Annotated in this window: 25 protein-coding genes and 2 pseudogenes; 7 read left to right on the top strand and 20 right to left on the bottom strand. The window is 37.8% G+C overall.

Features of this window, described 5'->3' with window-relative positions; all coding sequences use genetic code 11:
• Nucleotides 1-651: 651 nt before the first annotated feature.
• The 7 genes from C9J31_RS15625 to C9J31_RS24015 form a co-directional block, all read right to left on the bottom strand.
• Nucleotides 652-1,575, bottom strand: coding sequence for a hypothetical protein (locus C9J31_RS15625; RefSeq protein WP_107951548.1), 924 nt, complete (start codon nt 1,573-1,575; stop codon nt 652-654).
• A 151-nt stretch (nt 1,576-1,726) separates the two neighbouring features.
• Nucleotides 1,727-1,900, bottom strand: coding sequence for a hypothetical protein (locus tag C9J31_RS15630; RefSeq protein WP_193767194.1), 174 nt, complete (start codon nt 1,898-1,900; stop codon nt 1,727-1,729).
• Between the two features lie 72 nt (nt 1,901-1,972).
• Nucleotides 1,973-2,293: a hypothetical protein gene (locus tag C9J31_RS15635; protein ID WP_107951547.1), complete on the bottom strand. Its 321-nt coding sequence runs from the start codon at nt 2,291-2,293 to the stop codon at nt 1,973-1,975.
• A gap of 52 nt (nt 2,294-2,345) precedes the next feature.
• Nucleotides 2,346-2,732, bottom strand: coding sequence for a hypothetical protein (locus tag C9J31_RS15640; RefSeq protein ID WP_107951546.1), 387 nt, complete (start codon nt 2,730-2,732; stop codon nt 2,346-2,348).
• A gap of 15 nt (nt 2,733-2,747) precedes the next feature.
• Entirely contained in the window at nt 2,748-2,954 is a 207-nt protein-coding gene (locus C9J31_RS15645; protein ID WP_107951545.1) for a hypothetical protein, read from the bottom strand.
• A complete protein-coding gene (locus C9J31_RS15650) occupies nt 2,954-3,358 on the bottom strand; it encodes a Holliday junction resolvase RecU (protein WP_107951544.1) in 405 nt (134 codons plus the stop codon). The genes C9J31_RS15645 and C9J31_RS15650 overlap by 1 nt, the downstream gene beginning before the upstream one ends.
• Complete coding sequence (locus C9J31_RS24015; RefSeq protein WP_274520209.1) at nt 3,355-3,480, bottom strand: hypothetical protein; 126 nt, start codon at nt 3,478-3,480, stop codon at nt 3,355-3,357. Before C9J31_RS24015 ends, C9J31_RS15650 begins: the two co-directional genes overlap by 4 nt.
• A gap of 179 nt (nt 3,481-3,659) precedes the next feature.
• On the opposite strand from C9J31_RS24015, the gene C9J31_RS15655 reads away from it, so the two are divergent.
• From C9J31_RS15655 to C9J31_RS15665, 4 genes and pseudogenes are all read left to right on the top strand, one after another.
• The gene (locus C9J31_RS15655; protein WP_153062548.1) at nt 3,660-3,956 is read left to right on the top strand and encodes a hypothetical protein; all 297 of its coding nucleotides are present in this window, start codon (nt 3,660-3,662) and stop codon (nt 3,954-3,956) included.
• A 196-nt stretch (nt 3,957-4,152) separates the two neighbouring features.
• Complete coding sequence (locus C9J31_RS15660) at nt 4,153-4,863, top strand: recombinase family protein (RefSeq protein WP_202973821.1); 711 nt, start codon at nt 4,153-4,155, stop codon at nt 4,861-4,863.
• A gap of 114 nt (nt 4,864-4,977) precedes the next feature.
• Nucleotides 4,978-5,067, top strand: a pseudogene (locus C9J31_RS24145) (hypothetical protein); the annotation flags it as partial.
• Nucleotides 5,068-5,088: 21 nt separating this feature from the next.
• Nucleotides 5,089-5,856 carry a hypothetical protein gene (locus C9J31_RS15665; protein WP_244854808.1) on the top strand — a complete coding sequence of 256 codons (768 nt, stop codon included), beginning with the start codon at nt 5,089-5,091 and terminating at the stop codon, nt 5,854-5,856.
• A gap of 264 nt (nt 5,857-6,120) precedes the next feature.
• Here the strand turns inward: C9J31_RS15665 and C9J31_RS15670 are convergent, their stop codons facing one another.
• The 9 genes from C9J31_RS15670 to C9J31_RS15710 all read right to left on the bottom strand — a co-directional run bounded on the left by C9J31_RS15670 (nt 6,121) and on the right by C9J31_RS15710 (nt 16,394).
• Entirely contained in the window at nt 6,121-6,858 is a 738-nt protein-coding gene (locus tag C9J31_RS15670) for a 16S rRNA (uracil(1498)-N(3))-methyltransferase (RefSeq protein WP_107926128.1), read from the bottom strand.
• Between the two features lie 76 nt (nt 6,859-6,934).
• Entirely contained in the window at nt 6,935-7,876 is a 942-nt protein-coding gene (gene prmA / locus C9J31_RS15675) for a 50S ribosomal protein L11 methyltransferase (protein ID WP_107926126.1), read from the bottom strand.
• A 21-nt stretch (nt 7,877-7,897) separates the two neighbouring features.
• On the bottom strand, nt 7,898-9,019 hold the full coding sequence (dnaJ, locus tag C9J31_RS15680; protein WP_107951542.1) for a molecular chaperone DnaJ: 1,122 nt from the start codon (nt 9,017-9,019) through the stop codon (nt 7,898-7,900).
• A gap of 237 nt (nt 9,020-9,256) precedes the next feature.
• Complete coding sequence (gene dnaK, locus C9J31_RS15685) at nt 9,257-11,098, bottom strand: molecular chaperone DnaK (RefSeq protein ID WP_107926122.1); 1,842 nt, start codon at nt 11,096-11,098, stop codon at nt 9,257-9,259.
• 75 nt (nt 11,099-11,173) lie between these two features.
• Nucleotides 11,174-11,749, bottom strand: a complete 576-nt coding sequence (gene grpE / locus C9J31_RS15690) for a nucleotide exchange factor GrpE (RefSeq protein WP_107926120.1) — start codon at nt 11,747-11,749, stop codon at nt 11,174-11,176.
• Between the two features lie 11 nt (nt 11,750-11,760).
• Complete coding sequence (gene hrcA / locus C9J31_RS15695) at nt 11,761-12,792, bottom strand: heat-inducible transcriptional repressor HrcA (protein WP_107926118.1); 1,032 nt, start codon at nt 12,790-12,792, stop codon at nt 11,761-11,763.
• 89 nt (nt 12,793-12,881) lie between these two features.
• Nucleotides 12,882-14,027 (bottom strand): radical SAM family heme chaperone HemW, encoded by a 1,146-nt coding sequence (gene hemW / locus C9J31_RS15700; RefSeq protein WP_107951541.1) that lies wholly within the window; start codon nt 14,025-14,027, stop codon nt 12,882-12,884.
• 209 nt (nt 14,028-14,236) lie between these two features.
• On the bottom strand, nt 14,237-15,397 hold the full coding sequence (gene chrA / locus C9J31_RS15705) for a chromate efflux transporter (protein WP_107951540.1): 1,161 nt from the start codon (nt 15,395-15,397) through the stop codon (nt 14,237-14,239).
• Between the two features lie 124 nt (nt 15,398-15,521).
• Nucleotides 15,522-16,394, bottom strand: coding sequence for a DUF4179 domain-containing protein (locus C9J31_RS15710; protein ID WP_107951539.1), 873 nt, complete (start codon nt 16,392-16,394; stop codon nt 15,522-15,524).
• Between the two features lie 256 nt (nt 16,395-16,650).
• On the opposite strand from C9J31_RS15710, the pseudogene C9J31_RS15715 reads away from it, so the two are divergent.
• The 3 genes and pseudogenes from C9J31_RS15715 (at nt 16,651) to C9J31_RS15725 (ending at nt 21,189) form a co-directional block, all read left to right on the top strand.
• A pseudogene (locus tag C9J31_RS15715) lies at nt 16,651-17,363 on the top strand (polysaccharide deacetylase family protein).
• A gap of 501 nt (nt 17,364-17,864) precedes the next feature.
• Complete coding sequence (locus C9J31_RS15720) at nt 17,865-19,508, top strand: pyridoxal phosphate-dependent decarboxylase family protein (protein WP_107951538.1); 1,644 nt, start codon at nt 17,865-17,867, stop codon at nt 19,506-19,508.
• Entirely contained in the window at nt 19,492-21,189 is a 1,698-nt protein-coding gene (locus C9J31_RS15725; protein ID WP_107951537.1) for a methyl-accepting chemotaxis protein, read from the top strand. Before C9J31_RS15720 ends, C9J31_RS15725 begins: the two co-directional genes overlap by 17 nt.
• Nucleotides 21,190-21,265: 76 nt before the next feature.
• Here C9J31_RS15725 and C9J31_RS15730 read toward each other — a convergent pair whose 3' ends face one another.
• The 4 genes from C9J31_RS15730 to C9J31_RS15745 all read right to left on the bottom strand — a co-directional run bounded on the left by C9J31_RS15730 (nt 21,266) and on the right by C9J31_RS15745 (nt 24,989).
• Entirely contained in the window at nt 21,266-22,204 is a 939-nt protein-coding gene (locus C9J31_RS15730; protein ID WP_107951536.1) for an SDR family NAD(P)-dependent oxidoreductase, read from the bottom strand.
• Nucleotides 22,205-22,287: 83 nt separating this feature from the next.
• Nucleotides 22,288-22,857 (bottom strand): TetR/AcrR family transcriptional regulator, encoded by a 570-nt coding sequence (locus tag C9J31_RS15735; protein ID WP_107951535.1) that lies wholly within the window; start codon nt 22,855-22,857, stop codon nt 22,288-22,290.
• A 199-nt stretch (nt 22,858-23,056) separates the two neighbouring features.
• Nucleotides 23,057-23,482 carry a GatB/YqeY domain-containing protein gene (locus C9J31_RS15740; protein ID WP_107951534.1) on the bottom strand — a complete coding sequence of 142 codons (426 nt, stop codon included), beginning with the start codon at nt 23,480-23,482 and terminating at the stop codon, nt 23,057-23,059.
• Nucleotides 23,483-23,534: 52 nt separating this feature from the next.
• A complete protein-coding gene (locus C9J31_RS15745) occupies nt 23,535-24,989 on the bottom strand; it encodes an Msr family ABC-F type ribosomal protection protein (protein ID WP_107951533.1) in 1,455 nt (484 codons plus the stop codon).
• Nucleotides 24,990-24,993 lie beyond the last annotated feature (4 nt).

Below are 24,993 nucleotides of genomic sequence, written 5' to 3' on the forward strand. Positions count from 1 at the left end.
ACCCTTACATTCGCAAGTTCGTCAGCCCTAATGGGCATTCTCACCATAGATATTTTATAGCATCCCGACCTATTAAGTACCTTATCCTTTCTTAGCAACTTAGGTACTCTTCAGCCGACTTTACCTAGCTTCATACACATCCTGTCTATTACCAGTTCATGCATGTAGGAGTATCAGATAATTCGTTTCAGCTCAACATGACGGCTTTCATTCCGAATTTCGGTTAATCAGTTGTGGCTGTAATAACAGCCCTCCCATTTCATGAATAAACATTTATAGGGAAACGTTTCGCACACTGAACAATATATTTCAGACACGATTCTCATATTGTTCAGCAACTAAATACTATCTATTATATGCAACATAAGATCTCTCCACATCACAGCAAAAAGACTTGTTCATGTTCTTTTTTGAAATCTCACTTCTAAGCACCTTTTGTAAAAATTAAGCCTGTTGCTTGCGTAAGATAACAACTTATTTTTAATGATTTTATTGTCACTGCTAACCTCTCATTTCAGAAAACTTGGGTGTAACAATTATTTTTAGTGAAAATGGGGTAATCGACTAGAAAATTCTCTAAAAAGGAGATTTAACTAATAAACCTCCTTTAATTTAAATGAAGTTTCCCACCAAATTATTTGTTAACCAAAATCATGGATAGCATTGAGTGTCACATTTGACGGTTACCGTTGGACCATTATGATAAAAATAACCACAGAAGTCCGTATATAACCCTCTATTACATGTTTCAGGATTACTTATACGCCTCCTACTATTATCTAAATCCGTAGCCAAAGTTGCTCCTGGTTTGTGTCCCCACTCCCAATCAGGCCCATTTTGGGTACATCGATAGAAGTGAAAATCCCAAGGTGCGCTTGGCTTAATCACAGCTGCAATAATCAATACTTTTTGTGCACTTGGCCAACAACTGTGGTGAGTCCAACCATCGGCAAATAGAGCCCCATTCATTTCACTACGAGAAGGGTTTATAATTGGGCGGCCTCCTTGTAGCCCCGGAAGCGTATAGCGACCAGTACCAGGGTTATTCGCTGCATAGGCATAGCAATTACTATGTCTTACGTTGTGTCTATTATTAAAAATAGAATGATCCCTACCACTAAAATAATTAGAATGGCAAGTCTCCCATCTAATGGATCGAGAAATTTCATCATCATCAGTTGTCCCAATAATTTTCTTAGGTGTTGGTAATAAAACAACTCCCTCCGAAACCAATTCCAGGAGTTCATCTGATACTATACTTCTCTGTTTTTCATACGTTTTCAAAAGCCACTCAGCAGCAGTTTGCTTAGATGGTTTACTCCCAACCCGGAACTCATTAGGTATTGTGTTCTCCAAGGCTCGATTGGTCTTGTTCCAAATACCCTCATCACTTTTGATTTCTCGGACAATCAACCCACGATAGCCAAGGCCAAACTGCTCTTCGGGCGTATACACCGGTGAAATTTCTGTTGGATCAGAAAGTATTATATTAAGCAGTTCCTTCTCTTCTTCCTCTGATAAAACCCATTTTGGATTGGTTCTTCCTGAAAATATATCTAGTTCAACCTCTAACATACAATCCCTCCAAATTTAAATTTATTGTGTAGGTACCAGGATTTTATTCGTATCATTATCCAAAACGAGCTTAAATATTCATTCGTCAATAATTGTAAGAATTTAGGCCACTATTTATTTTTTATACATTGTCATTTACCTTTCATATTGTTCAGTTGCTTTCTTCGATTTCTCTACCGTATTTTTCATCTAGTCCAAATACAGTTGCACCAAAGTTAGATTTATTTTCTTGGCTCATCTTATTGATGAATTCAGCTAAATACTCTTGAAATTTATCTTCTGAAATTCCCACAACACTGACTAATGCATACTGTCTTTTCATCATTTTCTCTCCCGAACAATTATTTAGTAAAAATATTGCAATTATCAGCTGATAACCATATAAAAATTTGATAATTTAACCATGATAGTAATTTTCATCTTCATCCTCTAATAAGCCATTCATTGCTTTCCATGCTGTTATTTCATCTTGCTCAATTAGTTTTTGTTCTTCTCTGTGGAAAGCTGCATCACGTGCATTTTCAATTAATGGTATAAATTCACCGTGATAATCCATCTCTATAAAATCATCCCCGTAACCCTTATACGGATTTCCTGCACCTGTTAATTCTGTTAAAAATGCAAATTCGTCATAACTTATTGCTACACGATTGAAGTGCCTACCGCATACCGATGTGCTTGTAATCTCTGCATTTTGATATATCGCTTCAATGTTCATTTTTCACACTCCTTTACTGAATAAAATCTTTCTGAAACGAATTTCATTATGCCTATTTAACCCAATCAACTAATCCACGATTTATTAACTCATCGCATAAATTTCGTAATTGTTGCTCTGTGTTACCTTCATCGTTGAAGCCGATGCGATAAAAAGCATCTCCCATTTCCCACAATTCAGGACCTCTTGTTAAAATTTGTGACATAATTAAATCGCAAATGCCCTCTCCGTTACTATAAACTTCGATTTTTGTAGAAAATCTAAAAGTGTCAGGCACGTCCATTACAATAGTATTTTTTTGAATAAACCGTGTGCGCTGCTCATCTTCTTTTGCTATAACATAGACTGCGCTTGCACCTTTGTTTATTGCCTCCACACAACCAAAACATTGATGTTCCTTTCGTGTTGTTACGACTTTCTTGCTTGTAATATCTATCATTAGCTAATTTCCCCCTTACACCCTTTTCATTTTTTCAATTTGTTTACGATTGAGCTTTGACACACCTTTAGGAAGTCCATATTGCTTGTGTACTTCTTCGCGAGTCATTCCATGCACTAAACGACAATGCGCTTTCGTAATAACGATACCTATATGATTACATTCCTTTACAGGACACTTGAGATACCCACCATGTTTAGCATTCCAATAAGGTTCAGTCATCACGCACCCCCTACCGCTTCTAAATAATGCACCGCATATATGCCCGATTTGATTCGGACGCAATGATCTCTGAAAAATTGAAGCGGTATAGATTTAGCACCATCATTGTTTTGACCTATCCAAGCCACTTCTAACTGCTCGAATTTGAGGTAATAAATCTCCGGTTCGTTTTTCCCCTCAATCCGAAAACAGACTATTAAAAATGCGTTCGCTCCCTTGTAATGCCAAGACCTAAGTAACTCGTACTGACCTTTCGTTAGATTTTTCAAAGGGAAATTTTTAATCTTGGTTTCTTTAGCATCAAATACAATAGCTTGCCCCTTAAAAACTCCGCTATAATCTACCCACGTAGGGCGTTCTAAATTACCCTTCACCACATTCCCTATCACTTCTAGAATCTTCACTGGCGTAGGTACTCTTGGAGCAAAATCATAAAACCCTGCTGCTCCTGCTCCGTCATTTCGCCTAACTTAGTCACCATGCCATCGAACACCACTTCATCTTTAATGTCATAAATCATATTCACTGCCCCGCCCCCTTTCAAAAAGAATTAACGTTGCCACCGTCACATCGGCTATAAGTTTGAATAATTTCATGTACTTTAATATTGAAAACGGAATACGGAATGTAACTGATCAACATATCAAATTGCTTCATTCAGAATTCAATGCAAATGAGAATTGGCTTCGTACTGGTGAGGGTTCGATGTTTGTAGAAAAAGAGACATTTTCTTTAGATGAGAAAGCTCGAAGGTACAATCTATCCGCACTAGAGATTGATATTATGATGGGCTATATGGAGTTGCCCGCTGCCACACGCAATGAGCTTATGGCATTGTTTGGTTCAATTTATGGTAAGCATTCGGAAACTGCCGCTTCTTTAGAACCTACACCAGCGCAAATTGCAGAGGAAGAAGCTGAAAACTACCGCCTTGAAGTATTGGCTGAATTAAAAGGGGTAACATTATCAGCTTCAGAAGAGCTAAAAGGGAAATCAGGATAAGGAGAGATTCTTACCATAAGTAGGATTGATTAATCTGCAAATGAATAACAAGTGAAAAGAGCAGGCTTATATACGTCTCGCTCTTTTCTTATGAATGAAAGGTGATAGTGGTAGTGAAAAAAGCAGCACTCTATGACGTGTAAGTACATTACACCAAATAGATAAGGATTCCTTACCTTTTCAACGTCAAGAATTAATGAATTATGCGAAGTATGTACTTGGTATAGATCAATGCGAAATATTTGAGGATGCGGGATATTCTGCGAAAAATACGGACAGGCCAAAGTATCAACAAATGATGGAGCGCATACGCCAAGGGGAATTTACGCATTTGCTAGTTTGGAAAATCGACCGCATATCCCGTAACTTAAAAGACTTTACAGAAATGTATGATGAGATCAAAAAACACAACGTTACTTTTGTGTCAAAGAATGAGCAATTCGACACCTCTTCTGCTATGGGTGAGGCGATGTTAAAAATCATCCTAGTCTTCGCCGAATTAGAACGTAAGATAACAGCTGAACGTGTTTTCACTATTATGCTTGATCGTGCTAGTAAAGGACTGTGGAATGGCGCTACTGTTCCTCTTGGTTACGTATGGTCGGATGAAGCAAAGTTTCCTGTTGTGGATCAAGAGGAAGCAAATGTTGTTCGTTACATTTACGTTCAGTACGAAAAATCCGCTTCTACATCTAAGGTTGCTTTTCGTTTGAATAGCGAAATGGTTAAAACAAAGCGCGGTGGGAAATGGACTGCAAAAACAGTCAGAGATATACTACGCAATCCCTTTTACATTGGAACATATCGTTATAATATGCGGCAAAGCGAAGGCAGTAGGCGCTTAAAAAATAAAGAGGAATGGAATATCCGTCATCATCTTGTTAACGCGATGATATTGTTCTTTTGAAATGATTGGTGAGTGGTTATCTTCGACTACAATTATAAAGGTGTGGGAGATGCCCAGCGAGCAAATATACACATGCATGTCTTTTCCAAAATGCTCTATTGTGGGAAATGCGGTATGTTACTTACTTCTGGATTAGATGCTGCACGCAAAGACGGTTATCGCCCTTCTCGCTATACTTGCTCGACAAATAAACTCACAGAGAACACAAATAGCTGCAATAATTTTGTGAGTGATATTACACTTATACCCTTCGTACTAAATTATGTGTCTAATCTAATTAGACTTCAGGATAAAGTGACACCTAAACATGCCTTGAAAGACATTGAAAGAATGCTATTACGCGGTAGTGCATTTGTAGACGTTTTGGGAATAGATCGTGAAGCGTTACAAGATACTCGCTTAATGTTTATTGACGGGTTTAATGAGCAACCATACACGATTGAATCGGAGAATGAAGCGAGCAACAACACTTTTGCCCTGGATCAGCTAAAAAAGGAAAAGCAAAAATTCGAGAAAGCACTTGGCCGCCTCGAAGATTTATTTTTATTTGGTGAAGAGGCAATGAGTGAAAAAGATTACATTTTTAAAAAGCGCGAATTGATTAGTAAAGTGGAGAAAATAAATGAGGGACTTAGCAACTTCTATCAATCCACTAATACCAGCGGAATGGACAAATCATTTTTAAATAACGCCAAGCATTTTTTTATCACACAAGAGTTGTTCCATAGTCGAGATATAGACTATAGAGCATTACTTGATATTGTGGGAAAAGAATTGCTTACAGATTTCATACAATCCGTTATTAGTAAAATTACTGTGACTGATAAAAAAATTACATCCGTCACATTTAAAAATGGTATCATTCATAATTTTGCTTACAAACCTGTACAGGAGCGCAAAGCTAATAATCGTGAAAAATTCTTATATCAGTCTTATGAAGAAATTGTTTTGAATCACCTTAGAGAACATGGTTCTGCAAATCGAACTGAATAGAGAACCTAACCAACATGAAACGTAGTAGCACACTTGCTCTATTACATGAATTGATGGAGAAAAATTTAATTGAGAAACGAGGCAATTCAGTTGCCCGAAGATACTATTTAAGTGAAAAAACCACTTAAAAATGTTCATTTTAAGTGGTTTTTGCCCAAGCATTCAAGCCTTGTCGTTATTGAGTTTGTACGCAATCATAATATAGTTTACTCACGCACAGCCAAGCGTGTGAAAAGCCACTTTCGACAAGGCTAAACACCTCTTTCATTCAAATTCATAAGATATTGCAGACAGTGCATAAAGTGGCGCTGTTTCTGCTCGTAAAATTCTTGGTCCTAGAGACATCGTTTGTGCGCCCGCTTCAAGCAACGCCTGTGATTCCTTGCGCGCAATGCCACCCTCTGGACCGAAGATAATAAGGATTGATTTCGACTTCTTATCATAAACATTTTTCAGCTTCTCGGCAAACCTTGTGCGCTTTTCAACCTTTGCATCCTCTTCATCCGCAATAAAAATAGCGTCAAATTTTCCTAATTGCGCAACTAGTTGCTTAAAACTTATTGGCTCGAAAATGACAGGTATATGTGTTCGATGGGACTGCTCTGCAGCCTCTTTTGCAATTTTTTGCAGACGCTCCTGCTTTTTTGCTCCCTTTTTTGTGTCCCATTTTACAATGGAGCGTTCGGCTTCAAATGGTAATAGCGCATACATGCCCAGCTCTGTCGCTTTTTGTGTAATGAGCTCAAGTTTATCTCCCTTCGGTAGACCGCAAGCCACTGTCACATGAACTGGCAACTCTGGTGAAGTGATTGTACGGCCAGTTGATTGAACAAGCACGTCATCACCTTCGAATGCAGTAATGGTACAAATATAGGCTGTATGTTCAGCAACAACTACGATTTCTTCGCCTTCCTTCATACGCATCACGCGTCCAATATGGCGTGCATCTTCTCCAGTAATGCGCGCAGTTTCAATGCCAGTTTCAATAAAATAACGTTGCATATTGCTCGCTCCTTCACATGAAGAAAACGCCATACCGTAAGCACTCGGCTCACGATTTGGCGCTTCCTCCGTCAATTTATTGCGGACGACGGGCGATAATGGCTACCCAATCTTCCATCAGTAATACTTCTTCAATCACAAAGCCAGAAGCTTCGAGTGCAGCTTTCACATCATCACGTTTAGCGCCAATGATGCCTGAAGTGACATATAGTCCACCTGGTTTGACTATCGTGAATGCATCGTCTGTAAAGGACATAATAATTTCCGCTAAAATATTAGCCACAACGACATCAGCAGGTTCTTTTACCGTATCCAGTAAGTTGCCATGGAAGACCGTCACTTTATCGTCTACTTTGTTTAACGCAACATTTTCCTGTGCTGAACGTACAGCTACCTCGTCTAAATCAAGCGCATGAACGCTTTTAGCACCAAGCATTGCTGCGCCGATTGAAAGAACGCCTGAACCAGTACCAATATCGACAACCTTATCACCCTCTTTAACGACCTTTTCAAGTCCTTGTAAACACATGACAGTTGTTGGGTGCGTACCTGTACCAAATGCCATACCAGGGTCTAATTCAATAATCAATTCATCCGTAGAAACAGGTGTATAGTCTTCCCATGTTGGTACAATTGTAAAGCGTTCAGAAATTTTTACAGGGTGATAATATTGTTTCCACGCTGTTGCCCAATCTTCCTCGTTCACTTCAACAATGGATACAACATTTTGACCAATATCGATATTGAAATTTGTTAAATTTGTAATAGCTGCTTTAATTTCTTCGACAGTTTCATTTAAAAAACTAGACTCCGATAAGTAAGCCTTAACGATAACCCCCTCTTTTGGGAAATCATCCTCGTTTAGCGCATAAATCTCACCAAACTGATCTTCGCGTGGCTTCGCATATTCAGCAGAATCCTCAATTACAACACCACTAGCCCCTGCTTCATGCAAAATATTTGAAATTGCTTCCACCGCTTCATCTTTCGTATGAATCGATAATTCTGACCACTTCACGTAGCTCTTCAGCTCCTCTAATTATTCACCTTGGAATTTTTTCTTGATTTTATCAAACAGTGAGCTTCCTTGTTCTTCTGGAATATCGCCACTAATTTCTGCAAATTCACGTAATAATTGCTTTTGTTTTTCAGTTAATTTTTCTGGCGTGATAACTTTGACTGTCACATATTGGTTACCTGTGCCATAGCCATGTACATTCTTCACACCTTTATCTTTTAGGCGGAATTGAGCACCTGATTGTGTCCCTACAGGAATACGTAATTTCACTTTACCGTGGACAGTCGGAACCTCAATTTCATCTCCAAGAGCTGCTTGTGGGAATGTTAGTTTTAATTCGTAATAAATATCGTCCCCATCACGTTCAAATTCGTTGTGCCCTTGTACGCGGAACATAATATATAAGTCACCTGCTGGACCACCGTTGATACCTGGTTCACCTTGCCCAGAAACACGGATTTGTTGACCATCATCAACACCTGCTGGGATTGTAACTTTGATTTTTTTACGTTTTTGGACTTTACCTTCCCCACGACAAGTTGAACATTTTTCTTTTATGATTTTACCTGTACCATGACATGTCGAACAAGCACGACGATTCATCATACGACCGAAAGGTGTGTCTACTGCTTGATTCACTTGCCCTGCTCCATTACATGTTGAACATGTCTCAGGTGTCGTACCAGGTTTAGCTCCAGAACCATGACATGTATCGCATGTTTCATCTTTTGGAATTTCAATTTCTGTTTCTTTACCAAAAATTGCTTCCTCAAATTTAATGTTCATACGATATTGTAGGTCATCGCCTTTGCGTGGTGCATTCGGATCTTGACGACGGCCACCTCCGCCAAAGAATGAGCTGAAAATATCCTCGAAGCCGCCAAAGCCGCCTCCGCCACCGAAGCCACCACCAAAACCTGCATTTGGATCTTCGTGGCCAAATTGGTCATAGCGCGCTTTCTTTTGTTCATCACTTAGAACTTCATAAGCTTCAGCGATTTCTTTGAATTTTTCATCTGCACCTGGTTCTTTGTTAAGATCAGGATGGTATTGCTTTGATAGTTTACGGTATGCTTTTTTAATGTCATCTTTTGAAGCCGATTTTGTTAAACCAAGCACCTCGTAGTAATCGCGTTTCTCCATGATTCACACTCCGCTCTTTTTGCATAAAATCTATTGTAACATGCAGTTATAAAAACTGCTTCTATTTTTTCATCATATGAAAAGCTAATTCATGCCGCTCCGCACTCTTCTAGTATTAGAGCATCTAAAAGTAGTGGCTTGAATACTTTGACTCTGTTTTTATTTTTTATCTTGTAAAGAGAAAAGCCAAAGCCGCAAGCGGTCTTTGGCTTTTTCACTTTACTGTGTTATTTGAAATTATTTATCGTCTTTTACTTCTTCAAAATCAGCATCTACGATATCTTCATCTTTGTTACCAGCGCCAGCATCTGGTCCTGCTTCGCCACCTTGAGCCGCTTGTGCAGCTGCAGCCGCTTGTTCGTATACTTTCATTACTAGTGGTTGTAATACGCCTTCTAATTTTTCTTTAGAAGTTTTAATACCTTCTAATTCACCAGCTTCAAGTGCTTTTTTCAATTCATCACGAGCATCTTCTACAGATTTTTTCTCGTCTTCAGTGATTTGTTCACCTAAGTCTGTGATTGTTTTATCCACTTGGAATACTAATTGGTCTGCTTCGTTACGAAGGTCTGCCTCTTCTTTACGTTTTGTATCTGCTTCAGCGTTTGCTTCAGCATCTTTAACCATGCGTTCAATTTCGTCCTCTGATAAACCTGAATCAGATTGGATGACAATTGTTTGTTCTTTATTTGTACCAAGATCTTTCGCTTTAACAGAAACGATACCGTTTTTGTCAATATCAAATGTAACTTCGATTTGTGGAATACCACGTGGTGCTGGTGGAATATCCGCTAATTGGAAGCGACCTAATGTTTTGTTATCCGCTGCCATTGAGCGTTCACCTTGTAATACGTGAATATCTACTGCTGGTTGATTATCAGCCGCAGTTGAGAACACTTGTGATTTAGACGTTGGGATTGTTGTGTTTCGGTCGATTAATTTTGTGAACACGCCGCCCATTGTTTCAATACCAAGTGAAAGTGGTGTTACGTCTAGTAATACTACGTCTTTTACATCTCCAGTTAATACGCCACCTTGTACCGCTGCACCCATTGCTACTACTTCGTCAGGGTTTACACCACGGTGAGGCTCTTTACCAGTTTCTTTACGTACTGCTTCTTGTACTGCAGGAATACGAGTAGAACCACCAACAAGGATTACTTGGTCAAGTTCTGAAGCAGAAAGACCAGCGTCAGATAAAGCTTGACGTACTGGACCAACTGTACGGTTTACTAAGCTTAAAGTAATTTCATCAAATTTAGTACGTGTTAAAGATACTTCTAAGTGAAGTGGACCTTCAGCACCAGCAGTGATGAATGGTAATGAAATTTGTGTAGAAGTTACGCCTGATAAATCTTTTTTCGCTTTTTCAGCTGCATCTTTTAGACGTTGCATTGCCATTTTATCTTTAGAAAGATCAATACCATTATCTTTTTTGAATTCAGCTACTAGGTACTCGATCACTGCGTCATCGAAGTCATCCCCACCAAGCTTGTTATCACCAGCAGTTGCTAGTACCTCAAATACACCATCACCTAATTCAAGGATCGATACGTCGAATGTACCACCACCAAGGTCAAATACTAATACTTTTTGATCTTGATCTTGTTTATCTAAACCATATGCTAGTGCAGCAGCTGTTGGCTCGTTGATAATACGTTCTACTTCAAGACCTGCGATTTTACCAGCGTCTTTTGTTGCTTGACGTTGTGCATCATTAAAGTATGCAGGAACAGTAATAACAGCTTTTGTAACTTTTTCACCTAAGTAATCTTCAGCATAGCCTTTTAAGTATTGAAGAATCATTGCTGATACTTCTTGTGGTGTATACTCTGTATCTTCCACTTTAACTTTTTCAGCAGTACCCATTTTAGATTTAATAGAAATAATTGTGTTAGGGTTTGTTACTGATTGACGTTTCGCCACTTCACCAACTTGACGTTCACCATTTTTAAACGCAACGACAGATGGTGTTGTACGGTTACCTTCTGGATTTGGAATTACTTTTGGTTCTCCACCTTCAAGTACAGATACACAAGAGTTCGTTGTTCCTAAGTCAATACCGATAATTTTGCTCATAGTAAAATTTCCTCCTAATATTTAAACGCGTTGGTGCGTTCGTTAACTAATTTAATTTATTAAATAGTGCTATGACTATTCGTTAACAGATACCATGGTTGGGCGTAATACACGATCTTTCAAAATATAGCCTTTTTGAAGTTCACGTACGACAACACCCGTCTCTTTTTCACTATCTTGTTCTTGCATAACAGCTTGGTGAACATTTGGGTCAAACTGCTCACCTTCTGCTTTAATGACCTGTAATCCTTCTTTTTCAGTTGCCTCGATAAGTGAACGGTACACCATTTCAATGCCTTTCACGATTGATGCAGCTTCATCAGAAGTAGGTTCGATTTGTAGAGCACGCTCAAAATTATCTAATACCGGCAATAAATCTGTTAATAAATTTTGCGCACGGTACTTTTCAGCTGCCTCACGTTCAACTTGCTGACGACGACGTATGTTGTCGAAGTCTGCACGTAAACGTAAGTGACGATTTTCTTCGTCATCTAATTTTGCTTGTAATTCTGCTAGCTTTGCTTCATATTGCTCTTCAATCGTTAGTTCTACCTGCTCTTCTACTACTGCTTGAGCTTCTGTTTCTGTTGATTCGTTTTCAACTTGTACATCTTCTTGTACAAGTTCTTTGTTTTCGGTTTTTTCAGTCACTTGAATCCTCCTTAATAATCACTACGATTCTTCGTAAAGGCCTGTGATAAATCCATGCGTATTACGTCTAGTAAAGCAACAACACGCTTATAATCCATACGGGTCGGGCCAATAATAGCGATGGCACCCTGCTGTTCTTCACCAATTGAATAAGTGGTCGTAATGACACTACAGTTCTCCATCTCCAACTGCTTATTTTCTGAGCCTATACGTATATGAATACCTGATTCATTCGGATGGAAGAGCGACTGCACTTGGCTGGTCCTTTCCATCAAATCCATAATCATACGGACTTTATTTAAATCGTGGAATTCCGGTTGGTTGAACATATTTGTTTTACCGCCATAAAAAATCTTACTTTCCGAATTATGCATCGTTGCTGATACAAGGGAATGAATAAAATCATCGGCTGATTGTATATGCTGCTGTAACACAGCAAGTACTTCAGCTTCAAGTTTTTTTTGGATTTCATCTAGTGACGCGCCGACTAAGCGCTCATTTAAGATATTAACCATCTTCTCAAGCTCAGAAGCGGTAATATGAGGTGGTAAACTAAACATGCGATTTTCAACATGCCCGTTATTCGTAACGATAATCGCTACTGCTGTATCACTTGAAAGTGGTACGATGGAAAAGCGTTTCACTCGATGTCTTTGTACATCAGGTCCTAATAGTATCGACGTATACGATGTCAGCTCCGATAAAATATTGGCAGACTTTCGGATAATTTGCTCGACTTCTACTAAACGTTCATTGAAAATTGATTGAATTTGTTGAATATCCTTAGAGTTTATACCTTGAGGATTCAACAAATGATCTACATAAAATCTATACCCCTTTTCCGAAGGCACTCGACCAGAGGAAGTGTGTGTTTTTTCCAAAAAACCTAATTCCTCTAAATCCGCCATTTCGTTTCGAATTGTGGCTGGACTAAATGTAATCTCTTGTTTTTTTGAGATTTGGCGAGAACCTACCGGCTGTGCAGACGTAATAAAGTCGTCTACGATGACTTGTAATATCTGTAATTGCCGATTTGTAAGCATGATTATCACCTCTGTTAGCACTCGACTAAGAGGAGTGCTAATACTATTATTAAGTTATCAAATCCCACATTTTCTGTCAATGGAATCGCTCAATCTTCTAATAAAAATTGTTGAAAAACTTCATTTCCTACAAAACGGCCTTTTCGCGTAAGACGAATTCCGACATCATCATGTTCCAATAGGTTGTCTAAAACTAACTTTTCAATGACTGGCCCATAATGCATTTGCATAGTCTCTTTAAATTTCTCTTCATATATATTATGAGAAATGCCAGCCGTTTTACGTAGCCCTAAAAACATTTGCTCTTCACGTTTTTCAGCATCTGTTACGGCATGTTCGTGCACAATAGGTAATTCTCCAGCGTCTACTGCATCCATATATTTTTTTAATGGTCCATGATTGGAATAGCGTAAACCACCCAAATAGCCATGTGCTCCTGCCCCAAAACCAGCATATTCGTCGTTTTCCCAATAAATGTTGTTATGTGTTGAAGCAAAACCAGGTTGTGCGAAATTGCTAATTTCATATTGCTGAAGACCATGCGCCTCCATTTCTTGCATAAGCACATCGTACATTTCCGCTTCTAAATCTTCTGTCGGTAAGTTCAGCTTACCTTTTGCATACTGGTTATAAAAAATCGTTTTTGGTTCCACTATAAGTGAGTAGGCTGAAAAATGGGGTAAATCGAGCGCAAATGCTTTTTCTAATGAGTCCGTCCATTGCGCCATCGTTTGGCCAGGCAAGCCATACATTAAATCAATACTAATGTTTTGAAAACCAACCTCTTTAGCTAATGCTATCGTTTCATAGACATGTACATTGCTATGTGTGCGACCAATTTTTTTTAGTAAGTTTTGATCAAATGACTGCACACCCATACTTAAGCGATTAACACCGCCTTTATACAGTGCTCGCATTTTAGCCTCAGACAGTTCATCGGGATTGGCCTCTGATGTAAATTCTGTCACACTGTGCATCGGAATATACGTGCGAATGAGATTGAGTAGTCTCTCTAATTGCTCAGATGACAATGCAGTAGGCGTCCCACCGCCAAGAAAAATCGTTTCTATCTGGTTAAAACTATTAGGATGCTTTTTAGTCGCAAGGGCCATTTCCTTGCCAAGTGCTTCTATATATTCATCTACTGGTTGATTTTTAAAGTAAAATTTATTGAAATCGCAATAATTGCAGATTTGATGACAAAAAGGAATATGAATGTAAACACCCCGTGCCATGACTATCCCTTCTTTCTTGTTAAGTCCTTTTCCATTTCCCCATTATAAACAATCGTTAAGGAGAACGCTATGAATCCATCTAGATAGAATTATGAGATAATCTTTACACTGTTGATTTAATGACATGCAAAAAAATCAAAACCATTAGAAATGTAGTGGCTTTGATTTTTGTGAAAAAATGTATAAATTAAAAATCCCCTTTATAGTGCCTAATAAAAAACAACCCCTACGCCAATCCCTAATAGTACAAGTAAATACGGCTGGATCTTCCAACGAATTAAGAGTACTAAAAAACCTATAACAATAAATACGTCCAGGCCACCTTGGATTGTTTGCGTTACGATCGGCTGTATAAATGCAGCCGCTAATATGCCGACTACTGCTGCATTGGCACCAGCCATCGCACCTTTCATTCCTGTTGTACGACTAATTGTAAACCAAAACGGGAGGACACCAATTATTAGTAAAAATGCCGGAAGAAAAATGGCAATTGTGGCGACAAGTGCGCCAGGAATTCCACCAATAATCATGCCTATATAAGAAGCAAATGTGAATAATGGTCCGGGCATAGCCTGTGTAATGCCATAACCAGTTATAAAATCAGATGAACTTAATAAGCCACTTTGCACAAACTGTACCTCTAGTAGTGGTAGTACAACATGACCCCCACCAAAAACTAAAGCTCCTGAGACATAAAATTTTTCTATTATCTGGAGCCATTCATAGTTAAATAGTGAACTAGCTACAGGTAACCCGATGAGTAAAATTATAAATAGTAATAAAAAACGCATCCCTATTGATTTTGAGATTGGCAATCTAATGCCCTCCGAGTCTCTGTTTGTCGTGCTTTCTTTAAATAATTTAAAGCCCACTAAAGCTGAGGCAAAAATAACAACCACTTGAGCAAATGGATGCATCCATAAAAGCAATACTACTAGTGCCAAGAAGGCGATTAAAAAGTGTCGAAGGCTGGGAATTAACTTCTTTGACATATCCCAAACCGCTTGTGCAACAATTGCAACAGCCACTAATTTTAAGCCATGGATCCAGTTCATCTCTATTTCTTTGTGTGCATAAAAATAAGCGCAAACCATTAATAGAAGCACAGAGGGCAAGGTAAATCCAATAAAAGAAGCAATACTCCCTAGTAACCCACCCCGTAGTAGGCCTATCCCCATTCCCACCTGACTCGATGCAGGACCTGGTAAAAATTGACTAAGCGCAACCAAATTACTATATTCTTTGTCAGTTAACCATTGTCGATTTTGCACATATTCATGTTGAAAATATCCTAAATGTGCAGTTGGACCACCAAAAGAAGTACAACCTAATTTAAAGGAAACGAGAAAAATCTCCACTATCTTTCGCAAATGTTTCAACTACTTTCCATGTCATATATAGTAATAGTACATGGAATATTTATTAGGTTAGATTAAGATATTGTAAATTTTCTCTGTAAGTCAAGATTCCACTGTTAAACGTAAATTCTCATAGTTATTTCTCACCAATTTTAATTATTGGACCAAGTTCTTTATCTCTATCACCTGTTTCAACAGGTATTAACTCATACATTTTATCCTTCAAATACAGCGCATCGAAACGGATTCCCCACTGTGTATGCTCTTCATTTAAAGGATAAGAAGAATCATAACGCCATGTTTTTCCAGACTCAGATAAAATGTTAAATGCAATAGATTCTTGTAAGCTTTGTGTTGACTGAAAGTATATGGTAGTAGAAATCGGTGTTGAAACAACCTTTTCTACCTTAATTACTTGACCATCATTTAGCGTAATTGCTTTGTCCACAGAAAAAATTATTCTATCTTCTAGCAATTGCTCTTGTAAAGCCTCTATTTTAAATACCCACGGTTTATCAATCGGCTTTTCCCAATTCCAATCGTTATAGCGTATTTCAAGTTTTAGCTTTTCATTTTGCGGTAACTCACTCATCTTTACACTGTTATATATCGTATAGATTGAATCAGTTTGTGCAATGGTCTGACCACCATTCCGAACTGTAAAATTCTGACCATTCACCAATACTTGTGGAATGAAAAAAACTTGATAGTCGAAATCTAAATCCTCTACTGGCTCAAAGGTTGCATTAAGTAATATTTGATTATCATCCATCATCACCTCATTTAATGTCAAACGCCCGAAATCGTTTTCAATTGTTTGACCAACAAATGTTTTGTAGACACTAAAATCAGGCTCCTTAGATTTATCTAAGAACGAGGCTACGACAGGCAAATTAGTAATTATTACACAACTGACTACTACTATACACAAAGCAATAACAAACCATTTTTTGCGTACTCGTTTTTTCTTAGGCTGGTCTTCAGATAAACTATAATCACTGGACAACATAAACCCCCCCTTGTTCTTACATGGCAATATATTGTTATGATTCATTGTAATAACGAATTGAGTATTATATAACCAATCATCCACTGCAAAAAAATACAGCAGCGCACCAGCAAACTTTGTCACACGAATCAAAGCTTAGGACAGCAACAAACTAGCTAACTTATCTAGTGAACAAAGACCTCATTGACTAACGTAATAAAACAGGTTGAACCTTGCATAAGAAATAACAATACCGTTAGAAAGGTTGGTTGCATAAATGAAAAAGAAAATCTTCTATATATCTATTGGTGTGTTGTTCTCTATTATTTTAGTATTAGGCACATACAAACTAATGAATGCTCGAACATATCAACTGTTTGGAGAAATAACGGCACATATAGATACAAATGAAAAAGTTGTCGCTTTAACATTTGATGATGGCCCACAGAAAACGTCAATGAACTGCTGCCTATATTAGACCAATACCATGCGAAGGCAACATTCTTTCTTATTGGAAGCGAGATAGAGGAGAATCCAGAAGCAGCACAAAAAATCGTCAGGGCAGGTCACCAAATCGGTAATCACACTTACTCACATAAACCAATGGTGTTCAAAAGTAACTCTTTTATAAAAGAAGAAATTGAAAAAACCGATCAACTGATTCAAAGCATCGGTTATACTGATGAAATTGCTATTCGACCACCTTATTGCAAAAAATTAATTGGTTTCCCTTATTACTTAAATAAAAATAAGCGGGACACCATCACGTGGAATTTGGAGCCAGATACGTACTATTCGACAGCTAAAGAAAAGATTAATTATGTAATGGAGAATATCCAACCAGGGTCCATTATTTTGATGCATCCCATGTATGATGACACTGGTAATGAACTACAAGCCGTAGAGGGTATTTTACAAGCACTCACTAAAGATGGTTATAGATTTGTGACAGTGAATGAGCTCAAAAATTTTGTAAGTATAGAAGATTAGTAGCATCAACTACGTTCCAAGATATTACTTTTTGTGATAGTAATTAAAAAGGCCATCCCAATTATTAATTTCAAACAGGGACAGCCTTTTTTCATTCAAAGCCATGTTATGTAAATAATAAAAACCTCATTAGTAAATAGGCTTCATATGATTTTAGTTAATAATCAGATAATAATATTCTCAATAAAATTATTGTAATCAACTTTGAGTTTAAAACTTATCGTTGGTTTAGAATAAAGGTATCTGAAGTAAGTGTAAGTCGTCGCCCTCCCCTTTTTAAGTAAAACCGCTACTCCCTCATACTAAAAAATTTTTTATCATCATTACTGTTCTTTCTAAATCATCCTTCTCTAATTAGTTAGATTATTAAGAAATGTCAAAATTTAATATTTCAGGCAAACATTAATATATTTTCTTAAATAATATGTTATTATAATTTTAGCAAAATGTCCTATTATCCCAGACACACTAGCGAAATATGAACTATAAAGGATGATGAAAATGAAACAAATTCAGCAACTTTTCCAGAGTGAAGATGGAAATATCGAACAAAGAGAGAATTTTCTTTCACTATTAGAGAAAATTGTAACCTCATTAGATAACTTAAAGAATCCCCAAAAAACAACACTTGGCCCGATGAAAGAGCGCTCTGCCAATTTCTATCAAGAATTGATGCAGGACAACCAAGTACCAACATCAGGAGTAGGCCTTGATCAAGTCGTTGACGATTTAACACAACTGATGCAAGGACATCCTTACCATACACGCAACTTTGTTACGAATGTTTTACCAATGGCAAGCATTCCTGGCGTATTAGGTCAGTTTACAAATGCCTTACTAAACGGGAACAATCTGTGGGATGTTTACGGGCCAGCTGCAGCAGAATGTGAGGTTAAGGTTGTTGCGATGATGTCGAAGTTAGTAGGTTATGACTTTACACAAAGCTTCGGTTATACAACTTGGGGCGGACAAGGTGCTGTATTCAGCGGGCTACGACTTGCTATTGCTAAACAATTCCCTCAGGCCAAAGAAGAGGGTGTGCCAAATAATTTATATTGCTTTGCCTCAGAAAATGCTCATTACAGCTTATTAAAATCGATTGAAGCAGTTGGTATTGGTAGCAAGCATTTAATTCGTGTGAAGGCTGGGAAAGATCATTCAATGGATGTTCAAGATTTGCAAGCTCGCATGACAGAGGTTATTGAAAATGGTGGCATCCCTGTTTATGTAGTTGCTACTACAGGTGCTACAGATCAATTCGGCATTGATGATGTACAAGCAATCAAAGAAGTTACGACAAACCTTGAGAAAAAGTACGACTTACAATCTATACATATACATGCTGATTCAGCACTAGGTGGCTTCTATGCCTTCTTCAATGATTACGATTTCAAGAAAAATCCGCTTCATTTTGAAGAGGATGTCTTACAAGGTCTACTACAAATTCATGAGCGTATGCAACATCTTGCCATTGCCGATAGCCTTTGCTTTGACTTCCAAAAGCTTGGACAAACTCCTTATTTAACAAGCTTATTCTTAATAAAAGAAGGTAAAAATTTACGATTACTGGACATCGATGACTTTGATACACCATATGTAGGCAATCGAGGCTATGGTTCATATCATACAGGTTATACATTAGAGTGTTCTCGAATGGGCAGCTCCATTGCGATCTATGCTGCTTTGCAAGCATTCGGAAAAGAAGGCTACCAACAAATCTTAGCTAATTATGTGCGTGTAAATTTAGCCTTCCGTAAGCAATTAGCTGAAAAACTTCCTATGATACAAGTAGTCAATGAAGCAAATATTGGTCCTGTAACAGCCTATCGTTTGTATCCTAAAGACTTTAATTGGGCCTCTGAACAAGCAGGTAGCTATACACAAGATCAGCTAGAATATATAAATGCTATAAACGCTTCTTTATTTGAAATTTTAGGAGAAGGCCGCGACGAAGTATTTTTCGGTGATACAACACGTGTATGTACTGTTAGCGCTAGTGATACTAAACAACAAATACCGGTTGCTGCAGCAAAATTCTTTTCAATTTCTCCTTATACTAAGACGGAACATATAAGCAACATCATCCATTTCTTGCAACAAAAGGTAAAAGTATTGGAGGCATCACAAATTGAGTATAGTCACTAAATTAAAGAGTTCGTTACTCTATAAATATATTGCAAGTTTTACCATTCCAATCGCTATAATATCAGTAATATTTAGCGTTGTATTATTTGCTGTTTCCTATAGAATAATTGATGATTTTGTTATTACGCAGTTTGAATCTTCCTTAGAGGTTGTATCTGGTACGATTTTTGATGATATAGAAAAAACTGATGTCATAGCAGCAGATAATGGCAGTCAGGAAAAATATCAAAAAGTATTAGATGATTTAAATAGAACAATCAAAAAGTATGATATAGAAAATGCTTATGTGCTTTCCCGTGCAGAAGGCAAGGAACATATTGTAGCTTTAAGTAATCAAGATAGTTACAAAGCAGATTATGTTTTTGATGATAAAATGCATACTGCTTTAGACAAAGGTAACATTCAAGTTAGTGATATTTATGAAGATGAATTTGGTATCCATAAATCGATTTTTATTCCTTTTAAAGATACGAATATTCTGTTTGGTTTAGATATGGATGCCTCATTCATTTCTAAACTTCAAACTCAGACTCTTTGGTTATGTATTATTATGACTGTTATTTTTGTGATATTTGGTATCATTGTGGCTTATTTCATTAGCATTGGCATTACAAAACCAATCAAAAATATGACTGGTTATGTTGGTAAAGTGGCACAAGGTGACTTATCTGTTCAGCCCTTGCAAATCAGTGGCTCAAATGAAATTGCACAACTTTCTAACGGTATTCAAAATATGACCGAGGATTTACGTTCTCTTATCTACCAAATTGGTGAAAATGCTGAGCAGGTAGCTGCAATGTCAGAAGAATTATCTGCTAGCTCGGAGCAAACAAGCGCATCCATTCAACAAATTACCTCTTCTATGCAGGAGGTAGCAGGTGGCTCAGAAGTGCAAACAACTTCCATTGAAGAGGTTGAAAATCATATTACAGCCATCTCCACAAAAATGTCAGAGGTTGTATCCAGCGTCAATGATGTAACGACTAAGGCATTTAGTGCATCCTCTATTGCAGAAAAGGGCAATACAACGATTCAAAGTGCTACACAGAAGATGGATGAAACATCCGATGCAATTCATGCGACTTCAGATGTTGTGAAGCGTTTAAGTTCATACACGAATGAGATCGGCGATATAGTAGCATTAATTACTCAAATTACAGACCAAACGAATTTACTTGCATTGAATGCATCGATAGAGGCAGCACGTGCTGGTGAACACGGTAAAGGTTTTGCTGTTGTAGCTGAAGAAGTCCGTAAACTAGCTGACCAATCTCTAGAAGCTGCTAATAGTATTCGCTCACGGATTGATACGATTAAAGAGGAGTCTACTCAAGCTGTGAAATCCATGGCGATTAGTAGCAGTAATCTTGAAGAAAGTTCTACTTCCTTTAATGCTTCAGGCGAAGCCTTTGGAGAAATTTTTTCTCATATTACAGCACTTACCCAAGATATGGACCATGTTAACAACATCATCTCCAATATAAATAACGGGGTTAGCAGTATTGCTAGTTCTGTAGAGCAAGTTGGTGTTGTAGCTGTTCAAGCATCTGGAAATATTCAAAGCGTTGCTGCCGCTTCAGAGGAACAGTCAGCTAGTATCGAGGAAATTACTGCTTCTTCGAATAATTTAGCTGAAATGGCACAACAGTTACGCAATATCATACAAAAATTTAAGCTATAGCAAATAAAATGACTTTGAGCGCATCTGCCAAAGTCATTTTTTTGTTTTCAATGTATTTCTATTGAAGATTGATTTGTTATTGCTCCCTCTCCTTCAACCATAACAATGTCTCTTGAAGCCCTTTCTTATACGGCGTTTGTGGTAAAGTACCTATAGCTTTTTCATATTTTTCCCCACTCAATATGACAGGCTGCTCTGTTAAATACATCATTTCCTTCATTTCCTTCATAAATGGTGAAAAGATGGCTAACAGTCCAATCATTGCTTTCGAAACTGAACGAACCTCTCTCTTGTAGCCAGTAATGTCTCGTAAAATCGACACTAGTTGTTCTCCAGTAATTGTGTGAACAGCTGGCACATGCCAATTTTGATTATATGTGTCTGTCCGTAGAGCAAGTTCAACCATTGCTTTCGCTCCATCAAATGTATAAAGGAATTCTCTCGCCACTTGCATGTTCCCCACATAATTTGCCTTTTTATCTTTTACAACGCTTTTTAACATTCCGTATAAAATTGTATTTTCAGCATTTGGACCATATAAATCAGGCAGATGAACAATTAATGATGGTATATTACTGTCCATTAATGTACGTTCCATAGCTAAGCGAATTTTTCCTTTTTTCGTTTGCGGGTCTTTCATTGTGTCTTCTGTAACAACGCTTGTAGTTGGCTCTCCATATGCATATATATTATCTACAAGTACGATTTTCGCCTGTTGTGCCTGTGCAACCCTAATTAGGATATTTAAGCACCGTATATGCTTTTCTTCCCATTCTTGATAGGGAAAGCTAATTGCATGAAAAATAACCTCTACCCCAAGGGAAGCCTTCTCTAGCTGTTCTACATTGAATACATCGCCTGAATAAATTGTCACGTTCGGTTGCTGTTGAAAAAGGGCTACCAACTTCTCTTTACCCCTAGCGAAAGCCACCACCTCTATACCTCTCGCAGCTAATTCGTTAACAAGTGCATAGCCCATTCCACCGGACGCCCCTACTACTAATGCTTTCTTCACATTTCATTCCCCCTTTAATTAACCACCGGTCAAATAATGCTAAAAGCAAACTCCAAATTCACATATTCTAGAGCCTACATTCCTTATGTTAATGCTTTGACAAGAAATTTAGCATGTACATTTACAGCTTCTCTTGCTTCCTCATAGTCCTTCACATAATGTCGATAATGTGAAACAAAACCATGTAACGCAATAAAGACAGAATGAATATCTGAAACCAATAATTTATTTGTAGCTAGAGCTTGTAGAGATTGCGCAAATTTTTCATAGCTAAGATTTGCAGCCTCTTGTGATAGACCGTCTATTTCAACATCTCTCACCATAAACATCAATTCATATTGGCTTTGATGATTTAAACCAAACTTCATAAAACCTACAAATACATTATAAAGTTTTGTTTTATAATCTTCAGTTCCATTCACAGTGTCATCTAAAATTTTATTTAATTGCGTAAAATACGCACCAATAATGACATAAAATAATTCCGCTTTATTTTTAAAATGATAGTAAATTGCCCCATGGCTACAACCTAGCTCTTTTGCGATACTACGCATGGAAACTTGTTGAAAATCTTTTTCGGTAAACTGTTTATGTGCTACTTCTACAATCATTTCTTGCGTCAGTTCATGTGCTGATGGCTTACGTGGTGACATGATACCCTCCCTAACTAACCAGTGGTTAATTAATAGTATAAATTTTTCTCATTTAATTGACAACGAACAAATTAAATTATAAAAACAAATATTAGAGAAGGAAGAAGGGATAACCCGCTAGTGTAGCTGGCTATCCCTTGTGTTTGAATGTAAAACTTTATCTTTCCCTTAAGGTGAAGCGTTATATTTCACATAGTTGTTAGATTAAACTTTTTACAACTTTTGAAATAACGGCACCTTCTGCTTGACCCGTTAACAGTGGTTTAGCAATTTTCATCGCTTCTCCCATATTCATGCCTGAGATAACTCCTGCTGCTGTTAGTTTTTCAGCAATTTCCTCTTCAGTTAATTGTTTTGGCAGGAATGATTTTAATAACACTAGTTTCGCTTCTTCTTTCTCAATTAAGTCTGCACGACCAGCATTTTGCGCGCCTTCCAATGCCTGATTAGTTTGCTTCACTTCACGATTGATGATGGCAATTTCCTCATCGTGTGTTAGGGCTTCCCCCTTTTCCTTCTCTGCCAAATCTAACGCTGATTTCACAAGAGTTAGCACACCTTTTGCCAATACGTCCTTTTCTCTCATCGCCTTTTTAAGTTGTTCGAAAACTTCAGTTTTTAACATCTTTTTCACTCCTTCTATCCCATTGACTCACTTTTTATTGTAACATTAATGCTTATACTCGTTGTAGCTTTTGAGCGCTTAGTTGAAACTGCATATCCGCAACGTTTTTAATAATTGCTTGATCGTGCGATGCAATAATAACCGTGCCCTCATACGCCATGATGAACTGTTCCAAAGCTTCAATGGCATGAATATCAAGAAAATTTGTAGGTTCATCTAATAATAATAAATTATAATCACCCAAAAACAACTGACAAAGTTGCAAACGAATCGCTTCTCCGCCACTTAATGCAAGAACACTTTTTTGGACATCGGTTCCTACAAATTGCATTGCATGAAGAACACTACGCAGCATCCCCTCATCATAGTCTGAACGCTTCTTCAAAAATTGCAGGACTGTTTCTTGTTGTTCTAATCGATAACTCATTTGACGAAAAATACCGATTTTAACCTTTGGTGAAATAATTAAACCCACTCCATGATTCGCCATATGTGAAAGTAATGTACTTTTACCACTGCCATTAGGACCCGTGATGGCAATCGTTTGACCAAGCGGTAATTGGAAGTTGACATCTTGTAGCAGCACCTTATTTGCTACTAGCAGTGTTAAGTGCTGTGCCATAATTGGAAACTTGTTGTGCAATTCTAGAGCAGGTACTTGTCTAAAAACAATTTTCTTCTGCTCTTTGACAGTTTCAATCTTTTGTAGCTTGTCTACACGCTTTTCAATAGCCTTTGCTGCTTTATAGACGGCCTTTTGACTTGTACTTTTCGATTTTGTTTCAAACATACGATTGGCCATCGCCTTCGATTCCTTACGCGACAACTTACCAGCCTGTGCTATTTTCTCAGCCTTTTTCATTTTCTCCTGAGCCGCTTTTTCTAGTCGAGCCTTTTCCTTCATAAATTGCTCGTGTGCCTGTTCTTGTTGCTCTCGTTCCAACTGTTTTTGTCGTTTATAATCACTATAGTTGCCCTTGTAAACCCGCACTTTTCCTGATTCGACTTCCCAAATCGTTGTCACCATCTGATCTAGAAATGTTCGATCATGACTAATACATACAAGTGCCCCGTAATAATAGCAAAGCTCGTCTAGTAAAAAGGCAATACCTTGTTGATCTAAATGTGTAGTTGGCTCATCTAATAGCAATACCTCATAGTAATGTGTGAATAGCTGTGCTAATTTTAGTCTTGTTTGCTCTCCACCACTTAGTTGGTTAGTTTGAGTTGGAACAGCTAATTTGCTAAGCAACGTCCCATCCGCCTCTGTCATTGTAGGTGCTTCGATTTGTTCGATATACCCTGGATTGACGTATCGCCTAACTTGTCCGCGAGTTGGTTGAAGCTTCCCTGCAAGTAATTTCATTAAGGTACTTTTCCCGGCCCCATTATCGCCCACAATACCGATGCGATCAAATTGATGTACTGCTAAACGATCTATTGCTATGATTTCTTTCTCCAAAAATGTCACTTCAATATTTTCTAATTCCAAGCATATTTGTTCCATATTC

The sequence above is a fragment of the Lysinibacillus parviboronicapiens genome (genome assembly GCF_003049605.2).
Taxonomy (GTDB): Bacteria; Bacillota; Bacilli; order Bacillales_A; family Planococcaceae; genus Lysinibacillus; species Lysinibacillus parviboronicapiens.

What these genes read in the sequence shown, in the direction of transcription:
- C9J31_RS15625 (WP_107951548.1), bottom strand. Translation starts at nt 1,575, where the DNA reads ATGTTAGAGGTTGAACTAGATATATTTTCAGGAAGAACCAATCCAAAA.
- C9J31_RS15630 (WP_193767194.1), bottom strand. Translation starts at nt 1,900, where the DNA reads ATGATGAAAAGACAGTATGCATTAGTCAGTGTTGTGGGAATTTCAGAA.
- C9J31_RS15635 (WP_107951547.1), bottom strand. Translation starts at nt 2,293, where the DNA reads ATGAACATTGAAGCGATATATCAAAATGCAGAGATTACAAGCACATCG.
- C9J31_RS15640 (WP_107951546.1), bottom strand. Translation starts at nt 2,732, where the DNA reads ATGATAGATATTACAAGCAAGAAAGTCGTAACAACACGAAAGGAACAT.
- C9J31_RS15645 (WP_107951545.1), bottom strand. Translation starts at nt 2,954, where the DNA reads ATGACTGAACCTTATTGGAATGCTAAACATGGTGGGTATCTCAAGTGT.
- C9J31_RS15655 (WP_153062548.1), top strand. Translation starts at nt 3,660, where the DNA reads ATGTTTGTAGAAAAAGAGACATTTTCTTTAGATGAGAAAGCTCGAAGG.
- C9J31_RS15660 (WP_202973821.1), top strand. Translation starts at nt 4,153, where the DNA reads ATGAATTATGCGAAGTATGTACTTGGTATAGATCAATGCGAAATATTT.
- C9J31_RS15670 (WP_107926128.1), bottom strand. Translation starts at nt 6,858, where the DNA reads ATGCAACGTTATTTTATTGAAACTGGCATTGAAACTGCGCGCATTACT.
- dnaJ (WP_107951542.1), bottom strand. Translation starts at nt 9,019, where the DNA reads ATGGAGAAACGCGATTACTACGAGGTGCTTGGTTTAACAAAATCGGCT.
- dnaK (WP_107926122.1), bottom strand. Translation starts at nt 11,098, where the DNA reads ATGAGCAAAATTATCGGTATTGACTTAGGAACAACGAACTCTTGTGTA.
- hrcA (WP_107926118.1), bottom strand. Translation starts at nt 12,792, where the DNA reads ATGCTTACAAATCGGCAATTACAGATATTACAAGTCATCGTAGACGAC.
- hemW (WP_107951541.1), bottom strand. Translation starts at nt 14,027, where the DNA reads ATGGCACGGGGTGTTTACATTCATATTCCTTTTTGTCATCAAATCTGC.
- C9J31_RS15710 (WP_107951539.1), bottom strand. Translation starts at nt 16,394, where the DNA reads ATGTTGTCCAGTGATTATAGTTTATCTGAAGACCAGCCTAAGAAAAAA.
- C9J31_RS15720 (WP_107951538.1), top strand. Translation starts at nt 17,865, where the DNA reads ATGAAACAAATTCAGCAACTTTTCCAGAGTGAAGATGGAAATATCGAA.
- C9J31_RS15735 (WP_107951535.1), bottom strand. Translation starts at nt 22,857, where the DNA reads ATGTCACCACGTAAGCCATCAGCACATGAACTGACGCAAGAAATGATT.
- C9J31_RS15740 (WP_107951534.1), bottom strand. Translation starts at nt 23,482, where the DNA reads ATGTTAAAAACTGAAGTTTTCGAACAACTTAAAAAGGCGATGAGAGAA.
- C9J31_RS15745 (WP_107951533.1), bottom strand. Translation starts at nt 24,989, where the DNA reads ATGGAACAAATATGCTTGGAATTAGAAAATATTGAAGTGACATTTTTG.